Below are 19,972 nucleotides of genomic sequence, written 5' to 3'. Positions count from 1 at the left end.
GAGGTCGCAATGGCACAAGTTTCAATTGGACAAGTGGAGAATCTGGAGGACCTGGTGCGCGGGTTACAGTCAGTGCGCGAGGCCCTAGAAACCGCATGCCGCGAACAAATTGCTGTTGCGGCACAGAAGTGTGCAGAGGCTCGCGAAGAAGCGCAGAACAGCGAGAGCATGTTGGAGAGCTCCATTCAGCAGGAGCAAGCAGCACAGCAAAAAGTAGACAGTGCTGAGCAGGCTCTCGACAGCAGTCAAAGCGCACTCTCCTCTGCCCAGTCTTCGCTATCGTCTTGCCTTGCTCAACCGCCGGATGACGATGGGCATTCCCCGGACTGCTCCGGCGAGTACTCTGCTGCTGCCGAAGCAGAAGCCGCTGTTGAGCAGGCTCAAGGCATGCTGGAGCAAGCAAGAGCAGAGCTTGAGGCGGCGACAGGAAATCGCATCTCCATGGAGCAGCGCGTAGATATTGCGAAGCAAGCGCAGGCGATAGCGGAACACACTCTGGAGCAGGCTCAACAAGAATGCGCTACGCGCTTGGCAACTGTCGATCAAGCTATTGCAATAGGCACTGCGCGCTTGAATTCCGCGCAACGAGCACTCGATGCCTATCTTGCGACAAATCCGCCCGCAGCTGAATTCCATTCTTGGTTGAAATGGAATCCGGCTCAGAATGGTCGCCCTGTCACGCCTGACACCTTGCGAGACCGTATGAATCTGTCGTCAGAACAACGACGGTTGTTTCAGGAATATCTTTACGACCGTAATCCTGCGTATCGCAAGCAAGTTGATAAGTATCGGAACCAGTGGGCAACCGCCAAGGGTGATGCCGAGCGCAACATCGTCGCACGTAGGGCGCGAATACATTTGAGTGGCGAATTTGGAGAACAAATAGCTCGGCACGCACTTGCACCGCTTGGCGGCCGGATCGAGACGCAAGGGCGAACCTTCGTTGGCGATAACGGCCGGTACACAAAAACAGATCTATTGGTTACTGATTTGCGGGTTCCAGTCATTTTGGGACGTGGCGAGGGTATGGGAGCGCCGGTAGGAGGTTCAATGGCATTTGAGGTGAAATGCGGCAAGGCCGAATACCTCTACTCCCAGAAGGATCACATGGTTTTCCAAGCCGAAGGGCACAAGCAGGCAGATGCGCAATGCACCCTTTGCTCACGAGACATTCACGACCTGCCGCCAGAGAAAGAAAAAGAACTCCGCGACACTCTGCGCGACGCTGGATCGCCCATGGTAGGGATGTTGCCAAGTAAAAATGAAATCGATCAGTCCTGCCTTGATTTCATTCACCAAGACGAGGAGGTTCGATCATGAAAGTACGCTTCGCAATTGTTAACTCAGACCTTCTTGCACAAGTCCGGACTGAAGTTGATGTTCTTCTACATGCAGTCAATTCCGGCGATATGGATGGAGTGGATTCAGCCACGGCACACCTCTTGAAACTGACTGTTGATTGCAGATCGATTGACTTGTCCGAGGATGAATGGCGCACGTTTCTTAACGAAATCAGGGTCAAAAATCCCGATTTCAAGTCCAACTATCTGTTGCCTGGCGATATTTGCGCACATCTATTTCCAGAAATTTCAGACGGCGACTACGTTCTCGAACTTCCAATTGATGGAGATATGGAAGAGGAGAGAGTTGATGTTTGATGAGGTTTTTGGAATGGCAGTGCTGTGTACTGGAAACTTCCGCGAAGGAGTGCGTGATACGTTCGGAGCATCCATTGTTGCCGATGTACTTGACCCGATTCTCAAGGAAGTCGATTCACTCCGTATCTTCAATGCTGCTTTCACGGAGCAATCGCTCAACATTGATAAGGCTTTGGCTGATGCGCGCACGCACGAGTTCAAAGACAGTAGGTGGACTCGATGAATGGAAGTGCAAGAGCTTTTCAGGATGTGATTTCCAAATTAAACAAGGTAATCGCGAACTATCACGAAGGACTTGTGCGCATCGACCGCGAATTCCATGCGCCCAAAAAAGCGTTAAACGTGGATCAAGAGCGTAACCAGGAAGTAAGAAAGTCGAATTGGAAGTTAGCCTTTGCCAAAGAATGGGAAAGGAACGCGACTGAAATAGCGTCTGTAAGCTCGCAGATTAGACGGCATCAGCCCGCGTTCGTAGATTTTGGTGAAGAACAGCCACCGACGGCATCGGAAATTCCAGCCGGTCTTGTAATGGGCTCGCTGCAGGTTTCTTTTGAGCAGTTTTCTTGTCATGTCCCACGGGTAATCTCATTTCCTTTCGCCAGCGCTCTTGTTTTGCCGCAGGACAATTTAGAGCAAAAACGACTCGCTCATTGCCTCTTGTTGCGCTTGCTATCCGCTTTGCCAGCAGGACAAATAGAACTGACACTTATTGACCCACTGCAGCAGGGGCAGTCGGTCGAGCCGTTCCTGCCACTACTGAAGGTAGAGCAACTGGTGCCGCAAGGCCATGTTCTCACTCGGTCGGACGAAATCGAGGCCGCACTCGGCATACTGACGGACGAGATTGAGGAGATGATCCAGCAGCGATTCAATGACAAGGCATTCAACTGGTCGGAATACAACGCGATCAACCCCGACACCCCGTTACCTTGCAAGGCGGTGGTGCTTTTTGATGTGCCGGAGCAAATATCGGAAAAATCTCTCTGGTTCCTTGGCCGCATTTGTGAGAACGGTCCGCGCTGCGGTGTGCTGCCCATCATTGCAATTGATAGCAAGCGCGTGGAAGACCGGCGATATGAAAAGTTCATGGCCACGCTGGAAGCCTCCTCTACGCAGCTTGATCATCTATTGCAGTGCGCCGGGGTTGCGGAACTGTCATTCACATACATGCCTGAGCAATGGCCACGTCGGGACGTGCTTGATCGCTTCATGGCAAAGCTCGCTGAAAATTGCGCAGCAAAGACGCGCTTCAGGAAAACGATGCCTGATCTCTGGACGAACCTCATCAAGGATGAGACGACCATTGGCGGCTTTGATATTCCCATTGGATGGACGCCCGCTGGCGACTTTGCAACGCTAAGAGTGGGCGCGACGGACTCCGAGCATCATGCATTGCTTGCAGGGAAGACGGGCTCTGGTAAATCCAATCTGCTCCATGTCCTGATTCACACGCTATGCGAGAAATACTCACCCGAAGAGATTGATCTTTATCTACTGGATTACAAGGAGTCGACGGAGTTCAATGTCTATGCAGCGCCGCCACTTCCACATGCCCGCCTTGTTGCCACGGAAAGCGATCCTGAATATGGCGTCACCGTTCTACGGCATCTCGTGGGTGAACTGGAAACTCGCGCACGGATATTCAAATCTGCAAACGCCCGAGATTTTGCCGAATATCGCAAGTTAAGCAGGGTGCGGTTACCTCGCGTTCTGTTGATCATCGATGAGTTCCAGGTTCTGTTTTCAGAAGGCCGCCAGGTGGCAGAAGCGGCTGAGCAACTGCTCTCGCAGCTCTTGAAGCAGGGGCGCTCGTTCGGCATTCACATCCTTCTGGCTACTCAGACTCTGAAAGGTATCAACGCCCAGTCAATCGGAAGCATCATCACCCAGTTGGGATGTCGTATTGCACTGGCTTGTGGGCAGGAGGATTCCGCAATGATCCTCGGGGGCGGGAACTGGGCAGCAGCAGAGTTGCGTAGCCCACCTGAAGGGATTATCAACAACGCTAACGGGGCAAAGTCCGGCAATGTGAGATTCATGATCCCATTCGCCGGAGAAAGTGAACATCGGCGTGCGTTGCTCACGAAACTGATAGAGCGCACGTCTCTTTCCGGAGCTGCCACCAAAACGAAAATCTTTAGCGGAGCATCCCTTCCAGAGATTCCGTCACTTTCTGAATACCAGGCAGTCTGCGAACAAGAAGAAACGCTTGTTTTGGGTGAACGGCTCACATTCGAAGCCGCCCCTTTGACTTTGCCGCTTACTCGTCGATCTGCGTTTAATGTTCTATTCAGCGGCTACAACGATCAGATTCACGACGGACTGCTGTCCGCTATGCTTTACAGCCTGTCTTTCGCCGACGGCTTTGATGAAGTCATTTACTTCAACGCTCGAGGGGTCGCTCCCGGAGGAGCATTCTCAGCCGCCGCGCAAGTTCTCGGTGCGCGCTTCAAAATGTTCGACGATATTTCTGCGCTACCGTTACAAGCGATATCAGACAATCTTGGGGTTCGCCGCATCGCGCTAATCGTCGACGGTCTCGATTCCGAGAAAATACTACATCCAGCTCCTGCGTTTAAATCTCCCAAGCCCGGCGACCCGCCAAGCCCGGCTGACCTCTTAAAACATCTCGCAGAAGACGGCCCGAGGAAAGGCACATTTGTATTTGCCTTTGTCGACCGTTGGCAGCGCTGTGCCACCGCATGCAAAGACCTTTTCTCCTTTTTCGAATTACGCGTGGCGTATTGCATGAATGAGGACGATGCCGGATCACTTGTGAGTGGAGGAATTGGCAAGTTTAAAGGCATTGAAAAACCTAACCGCGCTGTATTCGTAAACAAAATGACGAATGACATCGCATGGTTCCGCCCATATGTTCAGGAAAACTCTCGATGAAAAAATTTCTGCTCACATGGTACGGAATCACAGATTTTCGTGCCTCTCTGGGATTCGAAAATACCGATGGCCCTATTGCAGGCGCCCTCACAAGTGAGTCCTATTCTGATCTGATTATCTTAGGCTATACCCGGGCAGACAATGACTCCAACGAATCAATCGAAGCGCAGAAGACATTCGCAGATGAATTGTCGTCAATACGAAACGCGGGGCTTGAGAAGGATTGGAAGTCCACCAGTCAGTTTGTTTCTAGGTTCGCCAATACAACTGCTGCCCATGAGCATTTTGAGAGTTGGTTGAAAACAAGAGCTGCCAATGTGGGATGCAACGCAAGAATCCGATTAATAAGCGAGAAACTTCGTCAACTCAACGACACCGAAGGTATTTATGCGGGCGCGATGCGAGCGCTGGATAGGGTGGAGCGTGAATCAGGTGAGAAATTCGTCACGCTCTACCTTAGTCCTGGCACTCCGGTAATGGCCTTTGTATGGGCGCTCGCAGCACTGAGCTACCCAGAATTAAAAAAACGGCTTATAGCATCGTCCGTCGTTGGCATGGCGCCCGAGGTTGTATCGCTGCCTACCGAGTGGCTCAAGCAGCACGGAGCGAAACAGGACGCGATCCGAGACATCTCTAACGGATTTGATGTGACCTTCCATCTTTTTGGTGAGCAACGGATGCCTGCCTTGCTCAGCATTCGGCAATTTGAGTCGGCGCATCACGTTTTCGTTAACTCAAAAGACTATCCCGCTACATGCATGCGAGCTTTTATAGGTTCCCGAGATCTACACGAACTTTCTGTTGACCCTTGGGATGATCGAGCCGTTCATAAGCAAATTACTGAACTTGCGAAACAATTTCCAGAAAATACGCGAATCGGAATCAATCTGACCGGCGGAACGAAATTAATGTTTGCAGGCGCACTATCTGCTGCTCGCGAGCTTGGCGCTGTTCCCTTTTATTTTGATAGTAGAAATCGTCAAATAACTTTTGTTGACAGTCTTCGTCGCGAAAAAATCCGGCGGATTGATTCCATTGAAACCTTTTTACGCCTCAATAGCGACGGACTGGATGTCTTCAACGATTCCGTGATGAATGAGATGTCGCAGGATCGTCAACTCTTGACCAAGACTCTTTGGATTCATCGTGAAAAGCTGCGTAGGTTTTATAAAGAACTGACCGACTATAACAATGCGTTCAAACCATTCGAAATTTGTCGCGACGGCATCAATTTCAAGCTGGACAATTCGGAGAGAGCGACATTCCAAGGCTACGGATTGGATCTGGAATTCGAAAGATGGCCTGATTTCGCCAAATACCTGTCAGGCGGCTGGTTCGAGGAGTTTGTCTATTTGCAATGCAAGCCCTACGAAGATACTGGCGTCATCCAAGACTTGCGCATAAATGTAAAGCTGAACCTGAAGCAAGAAAACGCCTGGAATCATTCGAATTTCGGTGCGGAATATAACGAGCTGGATGTCACATTTACCGACGGCTACTCGCTTTACATCGTGGAATGCAAGGCAGGCAATGTAACGCAGGAACAGGTTATGAAGCTGCAAAACCTTGTGCGCTTCTACGGAGGAACTGAAGGTCGTGGCATCGTTGCATGTTGTGTTCCACCAAATACTGAATCCGCTAAGAAAAAGATCAAGGATGCGAGGCTGACGCTTTGGAGCGGAGCATCACTTGCTGAACAGATCAAGACGATGATGAACAGCATCGCCGCGCGAGCCGAAGCGATAGAGGGAACGACGTGACACTCCATCTGGTTTGCGACATTTCCGGCAGCATGAGCGACGGTGGAAAACCATTCATTATGAGAACACTGGTTACAACCATTGCTCAATGGGTTTTGTATGGCTACGGGCGTACTGAGATCACTTTGTGGGCCTGGGGCTCTGAGGCGCGTCGTATACCTGACTGGGGCACAAGAAGCAGATTTCCTGAGGAGCTACTTTCATGCTCAGGAACTGCAAATAGTTCGTCGCTCATTCAATCGCTTGGTGACAAGCCTGACGGCAAAGTTCTACTTTTCACCGACGGGTTCTGGTCTCGGGATGATGCGAGGGCTCTGAAGCGGTGGAAAGACAATTTGCCCTCAAACATGCTGCGAATCATAAAGATTGGTGCAGATGCGAATCCCAAACTCAAAGGGTCTGAGCTGTTCTCATCAGACGAGTTGTTTTCTGCGCTCGATGGTTGGTTTGAAGAGGATGAGGAGTGGGCATGACGCTGTGGAAAAGTTTTGGCGCAAGCGTTCGCGGCCCAAGTCACATTACTGAAGGTTTGCCAAACCAAGATGCGTGGATGTCGTTTCACCATACCTGGGGGGATGGCATTGTGGTATCCGATGGAGTTGGCTCAAAGCCATTTTCCAATTTTGGAAGTGATGCCGCGTGCTTGGCAGTCGGTTGTGCAGCTCTAGCATGTCGCATCAAGGCCGAGATATCTCAGGTCGAGATAAACCGCGATTACCTATTCGAACGGATACAACATTATTGGCTCTCCAATATTAGCCCTCTTGAGCCTCGAGATTGCTCTGCGACCTGTCTGTTCGCGTTCCGTTTCGGAGATGGCTTAATTCACTTGGGGATGCTTGGAGATGGTCTTGTCGCAGCTCTCAAACCTGATGGCTCTGTCGTATCTCTCACTGAAGACAAGGGCTACGGTTTTTCCAACATCACCACTGCGCTATCCCAGACTGTTTCACCGAATGAATGGCGGCATATTTCGCTTCCGGAGGAAGAGTGTATTGCTGTCTTCCTGTGTACCGATGGCGTAGCTGATGACTTGGATAATGTCGATGGTTTTGTATCGGGCTTTATCGAGGCACATTGCTCCATCGCCGAAATAAGTGCCAATCGCCGCACCCGAGAAATGCTCGAAAAATGGCCTACTCCCAAGCACAGCGACGACAAGACCATCGCTTGTCTTTTTTGTGAGGACGCCCCGGATGCATGAATCCATAGAACACAAAGCTCCGAAAGTTCTTGTGGATGAGTATGGCAATTTTCATCAGATTACCGATGAACTTGCTCGCGGTGGACAAGGCGTGGTCTACCGCACCAAGGATGCGGATTTGGCAGTCAAGCAACCGCTGGATGCCTCCGGCCAGCCGGACAAAAACGCCAATTTGCGCGAGCGTTTTCAGCGCATCCGCTTACTGCCCATGCCACGGCACATCCCCATTTCCCTACCGCTTGCCATCTTGCGAGACGAACCGGGCTATGTGATGCGTCTATTGAACGATATGAAGCCATTCGCCGTTTTCGATTTGGATGGCAGAAGCAAGAAGAAGCTTGAAGATGAAAGACAAGTCTTGCCACAATGGCTGGCGAAGATTCCTGACAAAGACCAGGCGCTTCGGCTGCTGCATTACGCCAGCACAGGCTCTACGCGTCGCCGTCTGCGCGTGCTGGCGAAATGCGCCGCTATCCTCGCCCGCCTTCACAACGCGGGGATGGTCTATGGTGACATTTCTCCCAACAATGCCTTTATGGGCGAAGGTGACACCCCCGATGTCTGGCTGATAGATGCTGACAACATGCGCCCTGAGTTTCTCAGCGGCGGCGTGTCGGTATATACGCCGGGTTACGGCGCGCCGGAAGTGGTGCAAGGTCGCGATCAGTCCCGCCCACAAACCGATTGCTGGGCTTTCGCTGTCATGGCCTTCAAGCTGCTAGCGCTGTGCCACCCATTCATCGGCAACAAAGTGCTGCAAACTGAGGACGACGATGGCGGCTGGGACGCTGAGCCGCAGGCAAGAGGCGACAGTGTGCCCGCCAGCATGGAAGATCAGGCATACGCCGGGTACCTGCCTTTCGTAGATGACGAAGATGACGATTCCAACAAGGGCTCTGCTGGTTTGCCACGTGTTCTGGTTACAACACCGGAATTGCGTCGCCTTTTTCAGGCATCTTTCGGAGCTGGCCGCGAACACCCGCTTAGCCGCCCAGCGATGGCGTTTTGGGCGCTGGAGCTTACTAAAGCAGCCGACCACGCGCTGGATTGCCCCGAATGTGCCATGAGCTATTTCCCTGATGATCATAGAAACTGCCCTTATTGTGGCGGCGAGCCCCCCGCTTCCATTCGGGTTCAAACACCACGCTGGGAAATTGTCACTCCAGCCAGCACAAGAGAGCTTGCCCTGCCGCACCGTCTGTTCTATCCATTTTCATTCGAGAATCACAACGACATGGAATACGAGTCCGTGCTGAACTTCGCGGCCAAAACGGCAGTTCCCGCACGTGGCGCAAAGGCTTTTCCTGAAAGTCTGACTTTCAAGTTCGTCGAGGGGGGTAAATGAATTTTCAGGACATTCCCGCCTGTATCCTGAGCATCCGAGTCAAGCCGACCACCAAGACCCCGGCCCTGCAAGAGCAGCCCGTATTCGCGGTGGAAGCCAAGTTAAGCCGTACGGATGAATTTGAAATTCGTTTAAGAGATTCCGTTGTCTTCGTCCGACCCGTCGTAACAGCAGACATTCGCCTCCTCAATGCCGAACTCGCCAGCGGGCGTTCCCTGCTGGCGCAACTAGCCAGCCCCGCTGCAGATGGCAGTATCGAATTACAAGTCGCATTTTTCACAGGCGATAGTTTGGAAATGGGCGATGTCGAAATCGGCGTGGATGAATACGTGGAAAATGGACTGGCAAAGATGCGCCTTGGCGAAAAGGGGAAGCGCCCTTACGAGGTTCTCGGCCAAATCTGCTGCTTCCAGCAAGGTGAAAACGCTTACTTCTTTCTGACCGCCGGCCCAGCCATTAATGAAGAACTGAAACTGGACGCCGATGAAGCGCCACGCGAAGCAAGGGCAGAGCCAACTTCAAAAAACTCTTTCGGCATTACCGGCAATGGTATCCGTTTCGTTGTTACCGAAAAAGCAATGCCGGGCGGTAATTCCATCTTCATCGCATCCCGTCTGAAGGCGCAAAGGAATGATCCGGACCGCGCCCTACGCTTGGCGAAAGGTCGGCTGCGTTTCGTGGATTGGACGCAGGCAGGACAAGTGCAAATTCTTGCCAAAGCGCAAATGACTGCACTCACGCAGGACGACGGCAGCTATCTGAAAAAATGGGACGAGTTCGGCGACATGGAAGGCGAACTGCTGCTTAAACAAGCGCGCGAAGTTGGCTCTTTGCAGTTCGAGGGGATGACTCAGAGACGGGACGGAACTGTCACGGTTCTCATTTCTCAGGCATCTGATTCGTCATGGATTGCGTTGGAAAAAGGCGCAGTGCCTGAAGTGGAGTTGGTGGATGAACTGCCGGACTATTTGAAGATTGAAAACTTTAGCTTTAAGGATTTTGCAGGCGGAATTGAGCAATCGGATGAACTAAAACGTCGTGAGGAAAGGAGCTATTTCAATGTCGTCGGATTTGACAAAGAAACCCGAGTGCTCACGCTTAAAACGGAGACTCTGCCCAGAGAGTCTGGCACGCTCATCCTGTCGCTGGCGGGCGAAACAGCCCAAATCAAGCGCCGTATGGCCGCTCGTCAGGCCATTCTGGAAGGCCGTGCAGCCAACCCCCAGTTGGGGCTGTTAATTGAGGAGCAGGGACAAATCGCCCGAACCCGCGAACCGCAGAAAACCCCACCGCTTACGGCATTCGTCCGCAAAAAAGTCTTTCGCAATGACCCAACGGTAATGCAGGAAAAAGCTATTGAGGTGGCCTTAAACACACCAGACATAGCGCTGATCCAAGGTCCACCCGGCACCGGCAAGACCACTGTCATCGCTGCGATTCTAGAGCGTTTAAACGAGATTGCCGACAAACGAGGGACGCGTATCAAAGGTCAGATCCTGTTGACAGGGTTTCAGCACGATGCCGTGGAGAACATGATAGATCGGCTCTCGCTCAACGGTATCCCCGTGCCAAAATTTGGCAAGCGATCTGGTGCGGCTGATGATGATTACAGCACCTTCGAGCGCAATCTTGAGGACTGGTGCTCAAAATTGGCCGCCGAAATACGTGAGCGAAACCCGCGGATTGCAGAAGTGGAGCAGGAAAGGGAAATCAAAAACCTGTTCCTCCAATATATTCAAGCACCAAGTCGCCCATTGGCGGGGAGCCTTGCTAGGAAAATCGCTTCACTTGGCGTTGCGGTGCTAGGTGAAGGCGGCATGCGTCGGGCGGAGAATCTGGCAAAGAACCTCACGCGTGAAGAGAAGCTCAACGAAGATTCAAGTCAATGGCTAAATGCCGCACGTCGTCTGCGTGTTCAGTCTGAAAGCTTCAGCGACGACGGGCCGGAACGGTCGGTAGACGCGCTGGAAGATCTGCGCGATGTTCTTGAAGAAAACGAGCGCGAATTGCTAGATGCAGCTAGTCTTTGGCGCAGCGAAGATGGCCCCCCCTCGTTCCTCGCGGATTTGGCGGCACTGAAAATGAAGCTCCTTGTCCGGTTTAGCAGTCCGCCGGTTTTTCGCGTGGAAAAGCAAAACGACGAGGTGATTGCCCTGGCGGAATTTGCCATCCAGCGCATCATGACCACAGGGCATTCAGCTAAAAATAAAAAATCGGCTGCGTTGGCTGAGTTTTTGGCTGAATTGGAGGGTAACCCTTATGGAATGATGGATGCACTTTCTGATTACAGCTTTGCCTTTGCTGCCACTTGCCAGCAAAGCGTGAATCGAAGGATGCAAGCTCAGAAGGGGATGACAGGGAGTGATCTCAATAAGAGCATGGAGTACGAATATGTGATCGTGGACGAAGCCGCTCGCGTATCGCCCCGTGACTTGATGGTGGCTATGGCGCAAGGCAAGCGCATCATTTTGGTAGGCGACCATCGGCAGTTGCCGCACATCATTGACGAAGAGGTGGCCCGCCAGATGGAGGAAGGCGAAGGTGCGCAGGACGAAAATGACTGGCTAAAAAAATCCATGTTCCAGCATTTGTTTAGCGCTCGTCTGAAAGCGTTGGAGGAATACGACGGCATCACTCGCCGCGTAACACTCGACAAGCAATACCGCATGCACCCGCTGCTGGGTAGCTTCATCAGCCGTAACTTCTACGAACGCTTTGATCCGATGGAGCAATTCGACTCAGGGCGGCCTGTAAGCGATTTCGCCCATGCGCTCTCCAGCACGAACGGCAAGCCTGCAGTTTGGCTGGATGTACCAGCACAGATAGGAAGACATCAAAAGGACGGAACCAGTTGGACGCGTCCTGCAGAGGCCATTGTCATCGTCCGCAAGTTGAATGAGTGGATGAGTTCGGATGCCGGGAAAGGCCTCTCCTTTGGTGTGATTTCTTTCTACAAAGCTCAGGCCGACCTCATCAGGAAGCAATTACGCAACATCGCGGACGACGACAAGAAATTGCGCGTCGGCACGGTGGACTCCTTCCAAGGTATGGAATTCGATGTTGTATTCCTATCCATGGTGAGAACCATGCCAAATAGGGAGAGTATTGAAGCCTGTAAGAGGAGAGTGATTAGCAAAGGCGAGACTTGGACAGATACAAGAGAAGCTCAGTTTTGTTTCGGCCATCTCTGCCTCTACAACCGACTGAACGTTTCCATGAGCCGCCAAAAGAAATTGCTGGTAGTCGTCGGCGATACGGGCGCGTTCCAAAACCAACTCGCGGAAGACTTTGTCCCTGGACTAGTGGATTTTCTTCAACTCTGTCGGCGTGAGGGAGTGGTGCTGCCATGCTGAAGCTTCTGGACTATGGCAAGCCCAATCCCTTCAGCGGCATCATCGGCAGGCCGCGCAATCTCGCCTGGCCAGTGCATGCGTATCGCGTGACCTTGCCCAAGGTCTCCAACGATGGCGATGGCTTGAATGCATTTGAGCGCGTCATCCTTAAATTGCTTGATGTTTTCGGGATACTGCATGCCGATGAGCTGGCGGATGAAACCCGCATTCCGCTCGATTTGGTCAAGGGCGTTCTTTTGCGCTTGCAGGACAAAGGGTTTATTGACGAATACAACGCCATCATCAGACAAGAGCGAAATGAGGGCTTAAACGAGGAAGGCAATTCCCTGGTGTTCGTGACCGCACTTTTGTTCCGTGAACTTGTTACCGGGAAAATTTTGCCATTTCTGCATCAACTGGACGATGCAAATCCCTTGCAGAAAAAGGAGGGCGAGGAGAAAGATTTTCGGACGATCCGTTGGGATGCTTCTCACAAAAGAAATGCCCCAACACAACGTGATGTCATCAATACATTGCGGGCCATGAAGAAACGCGCGGCAGTATTGGGCATGGAATACAAAATGCCCCCTGTCCAGCAGATCACGATAATCACCGAACCCGAGTTTTATCACCTCGATTGTCCCATTGCCATTCAGAAAAGCGACAGCGAGTTCCGTATCGCTGATCCGTTTGGAAACGGATTTTCTCTGATCCTTGAAAAATCGTTTGAGCAAATGCTGGAGCTAGAGGATCACCTAGCTGGCTGGCTACTCACTTGGAAGCAACAGCTGAGTACTTCTGGCTCCGAAAAACAAGACACAAGACAAAAAGAACCATTCGAGACGGAGGCCAACTGGCAACGTTACCCTAAGCTTATTGCCAGTTTAAAACCTGCTAGTAACGCACAATTTCGAACACTTGCCAAAATTCATGCGTCCATAGAATGGGCGCTGTTCTACGCCTGTTGCGTTCGCCCATTCAAGGACGTTATCGCAACACTCAAATACACCGAACAGAGCCAACACGCCGCATTGCTGGAGCAATCAGCGCAGGCTATCGGGCTTGAGCGGCCATCGCAAGGTTTTAGGCCGATTCGTGAAGGCAAGCTGCGGGAATTTGAAAATGGTGGCGCATACCAAGAAACGGTTCTCGCCATTGCCATCCTTCAAGCGCGCAATGACGAAGGGCACCCTTTACGGCGTCTTGCTGCCACGCAACCAGATCTCATTGACCGTCTTATTGCCATCAGCGCCAAACGCAATGAAAAGGCGCATGGCAAGGGAGGTGCGGATGCACCACAGCATGAACTGACTGATGAGCCATTCCTTCGCGAAGTCGTTCACACTCTTGTCCGGGACATCGTGTTCGTCGACACGCCAACTTTCATCTCGGATAAGGATACGCAAGTTGATGAACTGCTGGATGCTCGCGCCAGTATCCAGGCCGAGTTCGGCTTCAAGCTGTTCAATCGCCTTAGCATGCACCTGCAAGATCGTTTGATTCATGCAGAGCGTTTCTTCCTATCGTGCCATGACGGTGATGATGCTGCGACCTATGTCGGCGACCTTTATGCCGCAGCCCAAGCGTCATTTGAGAAACTATTGGCAGGCAGGCTACCGCCCGATGCCAGCGATACCCAGCTTATCGGCATGGCTGAAAGCAAGGCTGTCGCGGCCGACCTCTGCGAGGTATTGCCTGAAAGTTTGCGAACCGTCAAAACACTGACAGTACGTCAAACGCTGCAGGGTGGCAGCCAATCCTTGGGCGCTTGCGCCATCGCATTGCTGTTAGTGTCTGACGAAGATGCCCTTGCCGCAATTCACGACACGCAGCCGACCTTCGTAGGCGATATGGCAAACCTCATTATTCGGCGCGGCCACGGCAACGAGCCACTGCCTTTGCCCAAGGCAAAGATTGCGGAACTCCGTAAAGCAGCCTTCTCAACTATCAAAACACTTTTAGAGCAATGACAATGGAAAACTCGGAAAAAGAAGCTGCCCTCATACAGAGAGAAGCTAGTGTAGCTCTGCGAGAAAAGCAGGTTAACGCTGATCGTCAGGCGATTGAGGCAGAGAAAGCGAAGCTGACTGAGCGAGAGAGAACCATCATCATTGCGGAGCAAAAACGTGAAGCAGGCTTTGCTGATGAACGTGCCACTTTGAACAATGAGTTGCGCGACAAACGTAATCAGGCAGAAGCGGAAATATCGAACATCAGAGCAAAGAAGCTCCTCGAGCTTGACGATGACGTTGCAAAACTAAAGTCCACGCGGCTGGATGAGATATCCAATGCTGAGAATATGGAGCGTGAACGTATTCGCGCGGAAATCGTCAAGGAGCGCGAAGCCTGGACTACTCAGCAGAACGATGATCGCAAGAAGTTTAATGCAGAGCGCACTGAACTTGAGAAACAAAAGGGTGCGCTATCTGCCTTGCAGAGCGAGGTTGAAGGTCGAAAGATAGAGCTTGAAAGCGCAGAGAGGATGATCGAGCGTAAAGAGCAACGACTGGAGCAGCAATGGCAGAGGCGCAATGAGCAGCTGCAGGATGAAGTAGAGGAGCAAATCAGGGAGCGACGCAAGTCACTGGAGGCTACAGAAGCCAACTTTAGGGCGGAAAATGCTCGACTGCGTGAAGCCCTGAATATTCAGACCGGGCTTGTCAGTGCGTTTGACCAATTGAAACAGCAACTCGGCGGAAAAGACCCCGCCGAGATTCTGCGTGCACTTAACAGTCAAACTGACGAACTTAAACGTCTGCGTGAAGAGCTTGCCACCCGGCCCACTGAGGAAATGCGCGAACGATACCAGGCGCTTGAATCGGATGCTAGAAACCAAAGGGCTCGGGCAGACGAATTGGAGCGACAAATTATCAGCAACGAGGCGGCAGTCGCCGAAATTGGCGACCTCCGGCGCCAGAACTCCGTGCTCAATGCCGAGAATAAGTCTTTGGCGCAAAGAGCATCCATCTTTGAGGGCGCAGCCAACGAAGCACAAGCCGAACTCAACCGTTTGCGTGCAGCCTATGAACGCCCCGCTGAAGTGGAAGCCCGTTACAAAGAGATTGAGATGCCGCACATCAGTGTGGATATAGCCAAGCAGCCGGTGCAACACGAGATTGACGAAATAACTTGGCTCACTGGTATTGGCAATGCCTGCGACACATACGGGCTGCACTTCAACCCGCGCATTTTGAAAGCCTTTCATACAGCGCTCAAAACATCTGAATGGTCGCCGCTCACTGTCTTGGCAGGGGTTTCCGGAACCGGAAAATCTGAACTACCACGCCTTTACTCGCACTTTGGTGGCATTTATTTTGAGCCGCTTTCCGTTCAGCCGAACTGGGATTCACAAGAATCCATGCTGGGTTTCTTCAATTCCATAGACAACAAATTCGACGCCCAACCAGTGCTTCGCCTTCTAGCGCAAAGCCAGAAGCCGTGGAGCAATGACTATCCTGGGTTGCAAGATGCAGTTTGTCTTGTTCTGCTTGATGAGATGAATCTTGCCCATCCGGAACTCTATTTCGCCGAGTTTCTGAGCAAACTCGAACTGCGGCGCGGCAGAAAGGGCAGCGATGTCCCGTTCATACCGGTGAAGATCGGTGCTGGCATGAAGCCCTACGAACTCTCGCTCGGTCGCAATGTTCTCTGGACAGGAACGATGAACCAAGACGAAACCACCAAGTCACTTTCAGACAAGGTGCTTGACCGTTCCATCATCATCAACTTCCCGCGCCCGACCGAACTCAAGCGTCGTTTGAAACTCACGCCCTTGGATGAAAGGAATCGCGGTCCGGCATTGCACAAGGCATCGTGGCAAAGCTGGTTGGTACAAGGAAGCATTTTCCCTGAGGAAGTCGTCAAGCCTTTCAAGGCGTTCATCGAAAACATGAACGCCGCGCTGGCGATTTCCGGTCGTGCCCTTGGCCACCGCATCTGGCAGTCAATTGAATATTACATGGCGAACTATCCGGACGTGCGGGCGGCGCTAGCCGAAAAAGATGAACTCTCGACCCACAAGGCAATGCACATCGCCTTCGAGGATCAACTTGTTCAGAAGGTTATGCCAAAATTGCGCGGCATAGACACACGAGGCAAGAGCAAGACTGAATGTCTAGACAAAATCCGAGGGCAAATCGTCGCTGGCATCAACGGCAATTCGTTTAACCTTGCCGAAGACTTCGACCTTGCATGCGAACTCGGCTACGGTCAGTTCATCTGGCAGTCGGCAAATTACCTTAACGTTAGCGTCACGGATGCCAATGCCAGTCCCATCGCCACTAAAACCGACAACGACGGTGAAGATCCACCCCCTCTTTTCCAGAAAGACGAAACAGACTCAGCCAAGCGCCGTAAGGCCTGGAACGCGAAGAAACCAGAGCATCGAGATGAGCTTCGTAGAAAGCTAGAAGAGAATGCCAAGGCTGGAAGGATTTCCGATCAGCAATGACAATCACCCTCCAAAAAGTCTATATCGACTATCACGCCAAAGAGAAATACGCCCGCACACTGCTTGGGCAACTTGACTGGTTTTTTCGTATTGCAGATTTCGATCCGAAAACCGGTTCGGCATTGCCACAATCACTGACCGGTTTTCTCGCAAAAGTCACACAACCGGCAAATGACTTTTTAGTTCTTGATAGGCTGTGGCGTATCACTGAGCACAGCCGCGCCTCTGTCGAACGACTATTTCGCTCGCTCAATGAAAGTCCACGCCGTGAGCAAGCATTGTTGCCAGTTCACTCTGTGCGCGAACTCGATGCTAACAGCTTCATCAAACTCAGCAATCGCCCCGGGCGCACCATTCGGGAAAAGCTAGCCGGTAAGCCGTATATGCAGGCGGTACGTCGTTTTCAGTCTATCGATTTGCCGGAAAATCGACTGCTGAAGGCTTTTTTACGCCACCTTGCTGAACTGCTCGAATTGCGCCGAGACTGTCTCGGCCACGAAGATGAACTGCTGCAAAAGATTCAATCGTGGCTGCGCTCCGACGAGGCGCAGGCCATTGGCAAGTGGGACAACCTACCGCCCAACAACACGCTGCTAGCGCACCGCGACTACCGTCACGTTTGGGATGCATGGCGCTGGCTGCAAACCCTCGATGAGGACATCACCAGCGACCTTTCTCAACTGGATGCCCGCGAGAAAATCATGCGCCTTTGGCAGCAATGCGCGCAAATGTGGTCTGAGGGAAAGCACCTCATTGTGGAGATGCCGTTGCTATTCGACTACGAGAAGTTCGAGATTCTTCCGTGGACTTCCAAGCCTCCTTTGTTCAAGGAAGCAAAGCAGAAGATGCACCGCCATGTGCATCAAAGCACGAGCACCGAACCAATTTGCATTGACCTCACCGTCTTGCACCCCCGTTATGCCAGTGGTGACAGAAAAGGAGCACGGTCACTGGCTGATGCCTTTCTTTGGCAGAGGTGGCAACGCGAAGATGAAGCCGTGGGTATTGAACTCTTTGGTTCCGATGCCGCTTGGCTGCATCCCGATGCGACTACCATTTCTGCGACAGACCTGTTTTTCGCAAAAGACAACACCACTGAGCTTTTTGACCATGCCGCCCGCGTTTTTACTATTCGGCTGAGCGAGGCGTTCAAGAACGATACGCTCATCTGGCTTGCGCCAGACTTCCTCAACGACTTCGAGCTTGAAGTCATCCGTCGCAATCTCAACGCGCGTTTCCTTGATGCCGAGCCACTGCCACGAAGCGTGGCGGCCGTGTTCGCTCAAGCTGACCCGGCCAAAATCACGGGTGAGGGTTACTCTATCGTCGTCGTTGATTCCATTGGCGGTAAGACAACCGCCACCAAAGTCGTCGCTAAGTTCGACAAAGACCTCGCGAAACGCCTTCCCATCACCAAGGGCTTTTATTGGGAGCGCTGCCCGCCGGTCGTCATCCCAGGCGGGGAAACAGAAATACCGACAGGCAGCGGCTACGATATCGCCACGCTGGATGCCAAAGAGCAGTGGCGCGATGCGACTCGCCCGACAAGACCTCCATTCATTGAAGCGGCACACCTGAAGCGTGTTCCGGACATCGGGAATTTCGCGTTCTGTATCAATTTGACGGAAAGCCCCGTTATGGGTGGCATCCATCTTCATGCCTTGCAACAACAGGTGGTCGACATTCCACTTTGGCGCGACCAGATTCCTGAGCTTTCAATCAAGGTGATGAAGGATGGGCGTCAGCAAAGATTCCATCTGGTCTCGCGCGGCACGACTGTCAAACCCTCTCGCGGCAAACCCATAAGCATCCCTGTTGAAGAGGCTTTCACGCTGCCAGACGGCAAGCTGCATTACTCGTTTCCACTTTACATTGGCGACAACGCCAATGATCTTGGTTTCTCCGCACGTCTCGATTCCCCCGCCTTCCCGTTGAAAAAAAAGGCCGAATGCGAGTTGAACCTAACCTTTGAATACGGTGCGGATGATCCCTATAAGCTCGTCTTCAAACCGCGCGACAAATCTTTCCCGCCCATCCGCGCTACTTGGCGGCGTACGGAAGAAATCATCATCACTGATGCCCCCGCGCCGGAATACCCTCATCCGATGACTTGGACAGAGTTGCGCCTTGTCCCAAAACCCGATGGCAATGAAGCCTCCGACTTGCTGGACTGGGTGCAGAATGCGATTGCGCAGCTTGACCGAGATTTTTATGTCCGCCCAAAACCAAGAACAACTGGCGTGATAGGCCAAAAGTGGCTGACTGACAAAAAGGGGGGGCACTTCACCTTTGCCACCTGCAACACCACCAATAAATCGGTCTTCATCCATCAGAATAGTTTTTATCGTGAAGCCAACTACTCTGACTTCTCAGAGGGCCAAAGCATTTCATTCGAGCTTCACGAGCGGGATGGGAAATACTCTGGCTGGAAAGTGGCTGGGCCGAGATACAAAGATGAAGTGCGTCTGAAAGACTTTGACGAAGAATCAGCAAGAAATCTGGTTGCTAGCATACGCAAGAGGCTTTACTTTCCCGTGATTCAAGTTTGGAGGGATGGTCGCTCTATTGGCGACCCGGAATGCCCGAAAGAGTTTTCTGCAGCGATGAAGGTCAATAGCGAATACCTCGTTGCTCTATTGAGAGAGCACGACATTCCTGAATCGGTGAAAAATGAGATTCGGTTTCTATTGGCCTGTATGCACAAAGACGCGCCGGACGAGTGCGCGCAGTGGATAGTCGGACAGGCTGAAAGTCAGAAAGTCCGTAATCCGCAAGCAGTCGGCTTCGCGCTTGGCGATGTCTCGAAACAATGGCAAAAAGTCCTGCTATCCAAGCTCGTTGCGAATCCGGCGAACGATTCGCTTAGTGTTTTCGCCTATGCCATTTGGCGCGAACGCAGTGTTGTTGAACGATTTTCGCTGTCGGATTTGGCTGCTATGTTGAGGGGTCTGACGGAACGCTTTGAAAAAATCAACTCCGCACCAATAGCTCAGGTGCGTGGGAAGGACTGGTCACGCTCCACCACCGGAACATTGGAACTTCTACTAGGTCTGCTTCGCACCCGTGCATCGTTCAACCCCGAAATCAAGATGCTCCTTCAGCCGCATCAAAAAATTACCAAGGAACTGGCCAAGCAAGTCGAGCGCGTGACGGAAATCGTAGCGCGATCCAACGTTAGCATCTTTTCGCGCGTGCAAATCAATATCGAGAAGCCAGAGGGCGACCGTACCCCCGACCTGCTCTACGCGCTGCGCTTATATCTCACTGGCGACGATGGCGCGAACGCAATTCACATTTCCAGCGTCTCCGACAGTGATCACGACTGAGC

12 protein-coding genes are annotated in these 19,972 nt (G+C 52.2%); all 12 read left to right on the top strand.

From position 1 onward, the window contains the following. Positions 1–9: 9 nt before the first annotated feature. Genes ACLSSQ_RS03460 through ACLSSQ_RS03405 form a run of 12 tightly spaced genes read left to right on the top strand, consistent with a single transcriptional unit; the run spans position 10 to position 19,970 of the window. Entirely contained in the window at positions 10–1,320 is a 1,311-nt protein-coding gene (locus ACLSSQ_RS03460) for a hypothetical protein (RefSeq protein ID WP_416243797.1), read from the top strand. After that, the gene (locus ACLSSQ_RS03455) at positions 1,317–1,658 is read left to right on the top strand and encodes a hypothetical protein (RefSeq protein WP_416243796.1); all 342 of its coding nucleotides are present in this window, start codon (positions 1,317–1,319) and stop codon (positions 1,656–1,658) included. The genes ACLSSQ_RS03460 and ACLSSQ_RS03455 overlap by 4 nt, the downstream gene beginning before the upstream one ends. Then, the gene (locus ACLSSQ_RS03450) at positions 1,651–1,881 is read left to right on the top strand and encodes a hypothetical protein (protein ID WP_416243795.1); all 231 of its coding nucleotides are present in this window, start codon (positions 1,651–1,653) and stop codon (positions 1,879–1,881) included. Before ACLSSQ_RS03455 ends, ACLSSQ_RS03450 begins: the two co-directional genes overlap by 8 nt. After that, a complete protein-coding gene (locus ACLSSQ_RS03445; protein ID WP_416243794.1) occupies positions 1,878–4,553 on the top strand; it encodes an FtsK/SpoIIIE domain-containing protein in 2,676 nt (891 codons plus the stop codon). Before ACLSSQ_RS03450 ends, ACLSSQ_RS03445 begins: the two co-directional genes overlap by 4 nt. After that, complete coding sequence (locus ACLSSQ_RS03440; RefSeq protein ID WP_416243793.1) at positions 4,550–6,313, top strand: Card1-like endonuclease domain-containing protein; 1,764 nt, start codon at positions 4,550–4,552, stop codon at positions 6,311–6,313. The genes ACLSSQ_RS03445 and ACLSSQ_RS03440 overlap by 4 nt, the downstream gene beginning before the upstream one ends. Beyond that, positions 6,310–6,786 (top strand): VWA domain-containing protein, encoded by a 477-nt coding sequence (locus ACLSSQ_RS03435; RefSeq protein ID WP_416243792.1) that lies wholly within the window; start codon positions 6,310–6,312, stop codon positions 6,784–6,786. Before ACLSSQ_RS03440 ends, ACLSSQ_RS03435 begins: the two co-directional genes overlap by 4 nt. After that, on the top strand, positions 6,783–7,517 hold the full coding sequence (locus ACLSSQ_RS03430; protein ID WP_416243791.1) for a PP2C family serine/threonine-protein phosphatase: 735 nt from the start codon (positions 6,783–6,785) through the stop codon (positions 7,515–7,517). The genes ACLSSQ_RS03435 and ACLSSQ_RS03430 overlap by 4 nt, the downstream gene beginning before the upstream one ends. Beyond that, a complete protein-coding gene (locus tag ACLSSQ_RS03425) occupies positions 7,510–8,862 on the top strand; it encodes a protein kinase domain-containing protein (RefSeq protein ID WP_416243790.1) in 1,353 nt (450 codons plus the stop codon). The genes ACLSSQ_RS03430 and ACLSSQ_RS03425 overlap by 8 nt, the downstream gene beginning before the upstream one ends. Continuing rightward, positions 8,859–12,215 carry a DEAD/DEAH box helicase gene (locus tag ACLSSQ_RS03420; RefSeq protein ID WP_416243789.1) on the top strand — a complete coding sequence of 1,119 codons (3,357 nt, stop codon included), beginning with the start codon at positions 8,859–8,861 and terminating at the stop codon, positions 12,213–12,215. Before ACLSSQ_RS03425 ends, ACLSSQ_RS03420 begins: the two co-directional genes overlap by 4 nt. Next, complete coding sequence (locus tag ACLSSQ_RS03415) at positions 12,209–14,164, top strand: hypothetical protein (protein WP_416243788.1); 1,956 nt, start codon at positions 12,209–12,211, stop codon at positions 14,162–14,164. The genes ACLSSQ_RS03420 and ACLSSQ_RS03415 overlap by 7 nt, the downstream gene beginning before the upstream one ends. A 2-nt stretch (positions 14,165–14,166) precedes the next feature. After that, complete coding sequence (locus tag ACLSSQ_RS03410; RefSeq protein ID WP_416243787.1) at positions 14,167–16,644, top strand: chromosome partitioning protein ParA; 2,478 nt, start codon at positions 14,167–14,169, stop codon at positions 16,642–16,644. Further along, on the top strand, positions 16,641–19,970 hold the full coding sequence (locus ACLSSQ_RS03405; protein WP_416243786.1) for a DUF2357 domain-containing protein: 3,330 nt from the start codon (positions 16,641–16,643) through the stop codon (positions 19,968–19,970). The genes ACLSSQ_RS03410 and ACLSSQ_RS03405 overlap by 4 nt, the downstream gene beginning before the upstream one ends. Positions 19,971–19,972 lie beyond the last annotated feature (2 nt).

The sequence above is a fragment of the Azospira sp. APE16 genome, from assembly GCF_047901315.1.
GTDB lineage: Bacteria > Pseudomonadota > Gammaproteobacteria > Burkholderiales > Rhodocyclaceae > Azospira > Azospira oryzae.
This window is presented reverse-complemented; position numbering and strand designations above follow the sequence as displayed.

Bases quoted from the DNA above. Each gene is read 5' to 3' on its own strand.
- ACLSSQ_RS03425 (WP_416243790.1), top strand. From the start codon at position 7,510: ATGCATGAATCCATAGAACACAAAGCTCCGAAAGTTCTTGTGGATGAG.
- ACLSSQ_RS03430 (WP_416243791.1), top strand. From the start codon at position 6,783: ATGACGCTGTGGAAAAGTTTTGGCGCAAGCGTTCGCGGCCCAAGTCAC.
- ACLSSQ_RS03450 (WP_416243795.1), top strand. From the start codon at position 1,651: ATGTTTGATGAGGTTTTTGGAATGGCAGTGCTGTGTACTGGAAACTTC.
- ACLSSQ_RS03445 (WP_416243794.1), top strand. From the start codon at position 1,878: ATGAATGGAAGTGCAAGAGCTTTTCAGGATGTGATTTCCAAATTAAAC.
- ACLSSQ_RS03410 (WP_416243787.1), top strand. From the start codon at position 14,167: ATGGAAAACTCGGAAAAAGAAGCTGCCCTCATACAGAGAGAAGCTAGT.
- ACLSSQ_RS03455 (WP_416243796.1), top strand. From the start codon at position 1,317: ATGAAAGTACGCTTCGCAATTGTTAACTCAGACCTTCTTGCACAAGTC.
- ACLSSQ_RS03440 (WP_416243793.1), top strand. From the start codon at position 4,550: ATGAAAAAATTTCTGCTCACATGGTACGGAATCACAGATTTTCGTGCC.
- ACLSSQ_RS03405 (WP_416243786.1), top strand. From the start codon at position 16,641: ATGACAATCACCCTCCAAAAAGTCTATATCGACTATCACGCCAAAGAG.
- ACLSSQ_RS03420 (WP_416243789.1), top strand. From the start codon at position 8,859: ATGAATTTTCAGGACATTCCCGCCTGTATCCTGAGCATCCGAGTCAAG.
- ACLSSQ_RS03415 (WP_416243788.1), top strand. From the start codon at position 12,209: ATGCTGAAGCTTCTGGACTATGGCAAGCCCAATCCCTTCAGCGGCATC.
- ACLSSQ_RS03460 (WP_416243797.1), top strand. From the start codon at position 10: ATGGCACAAGTTTCAATTGGACAAGTGGAGAATCTGGAGGACCTGGTG.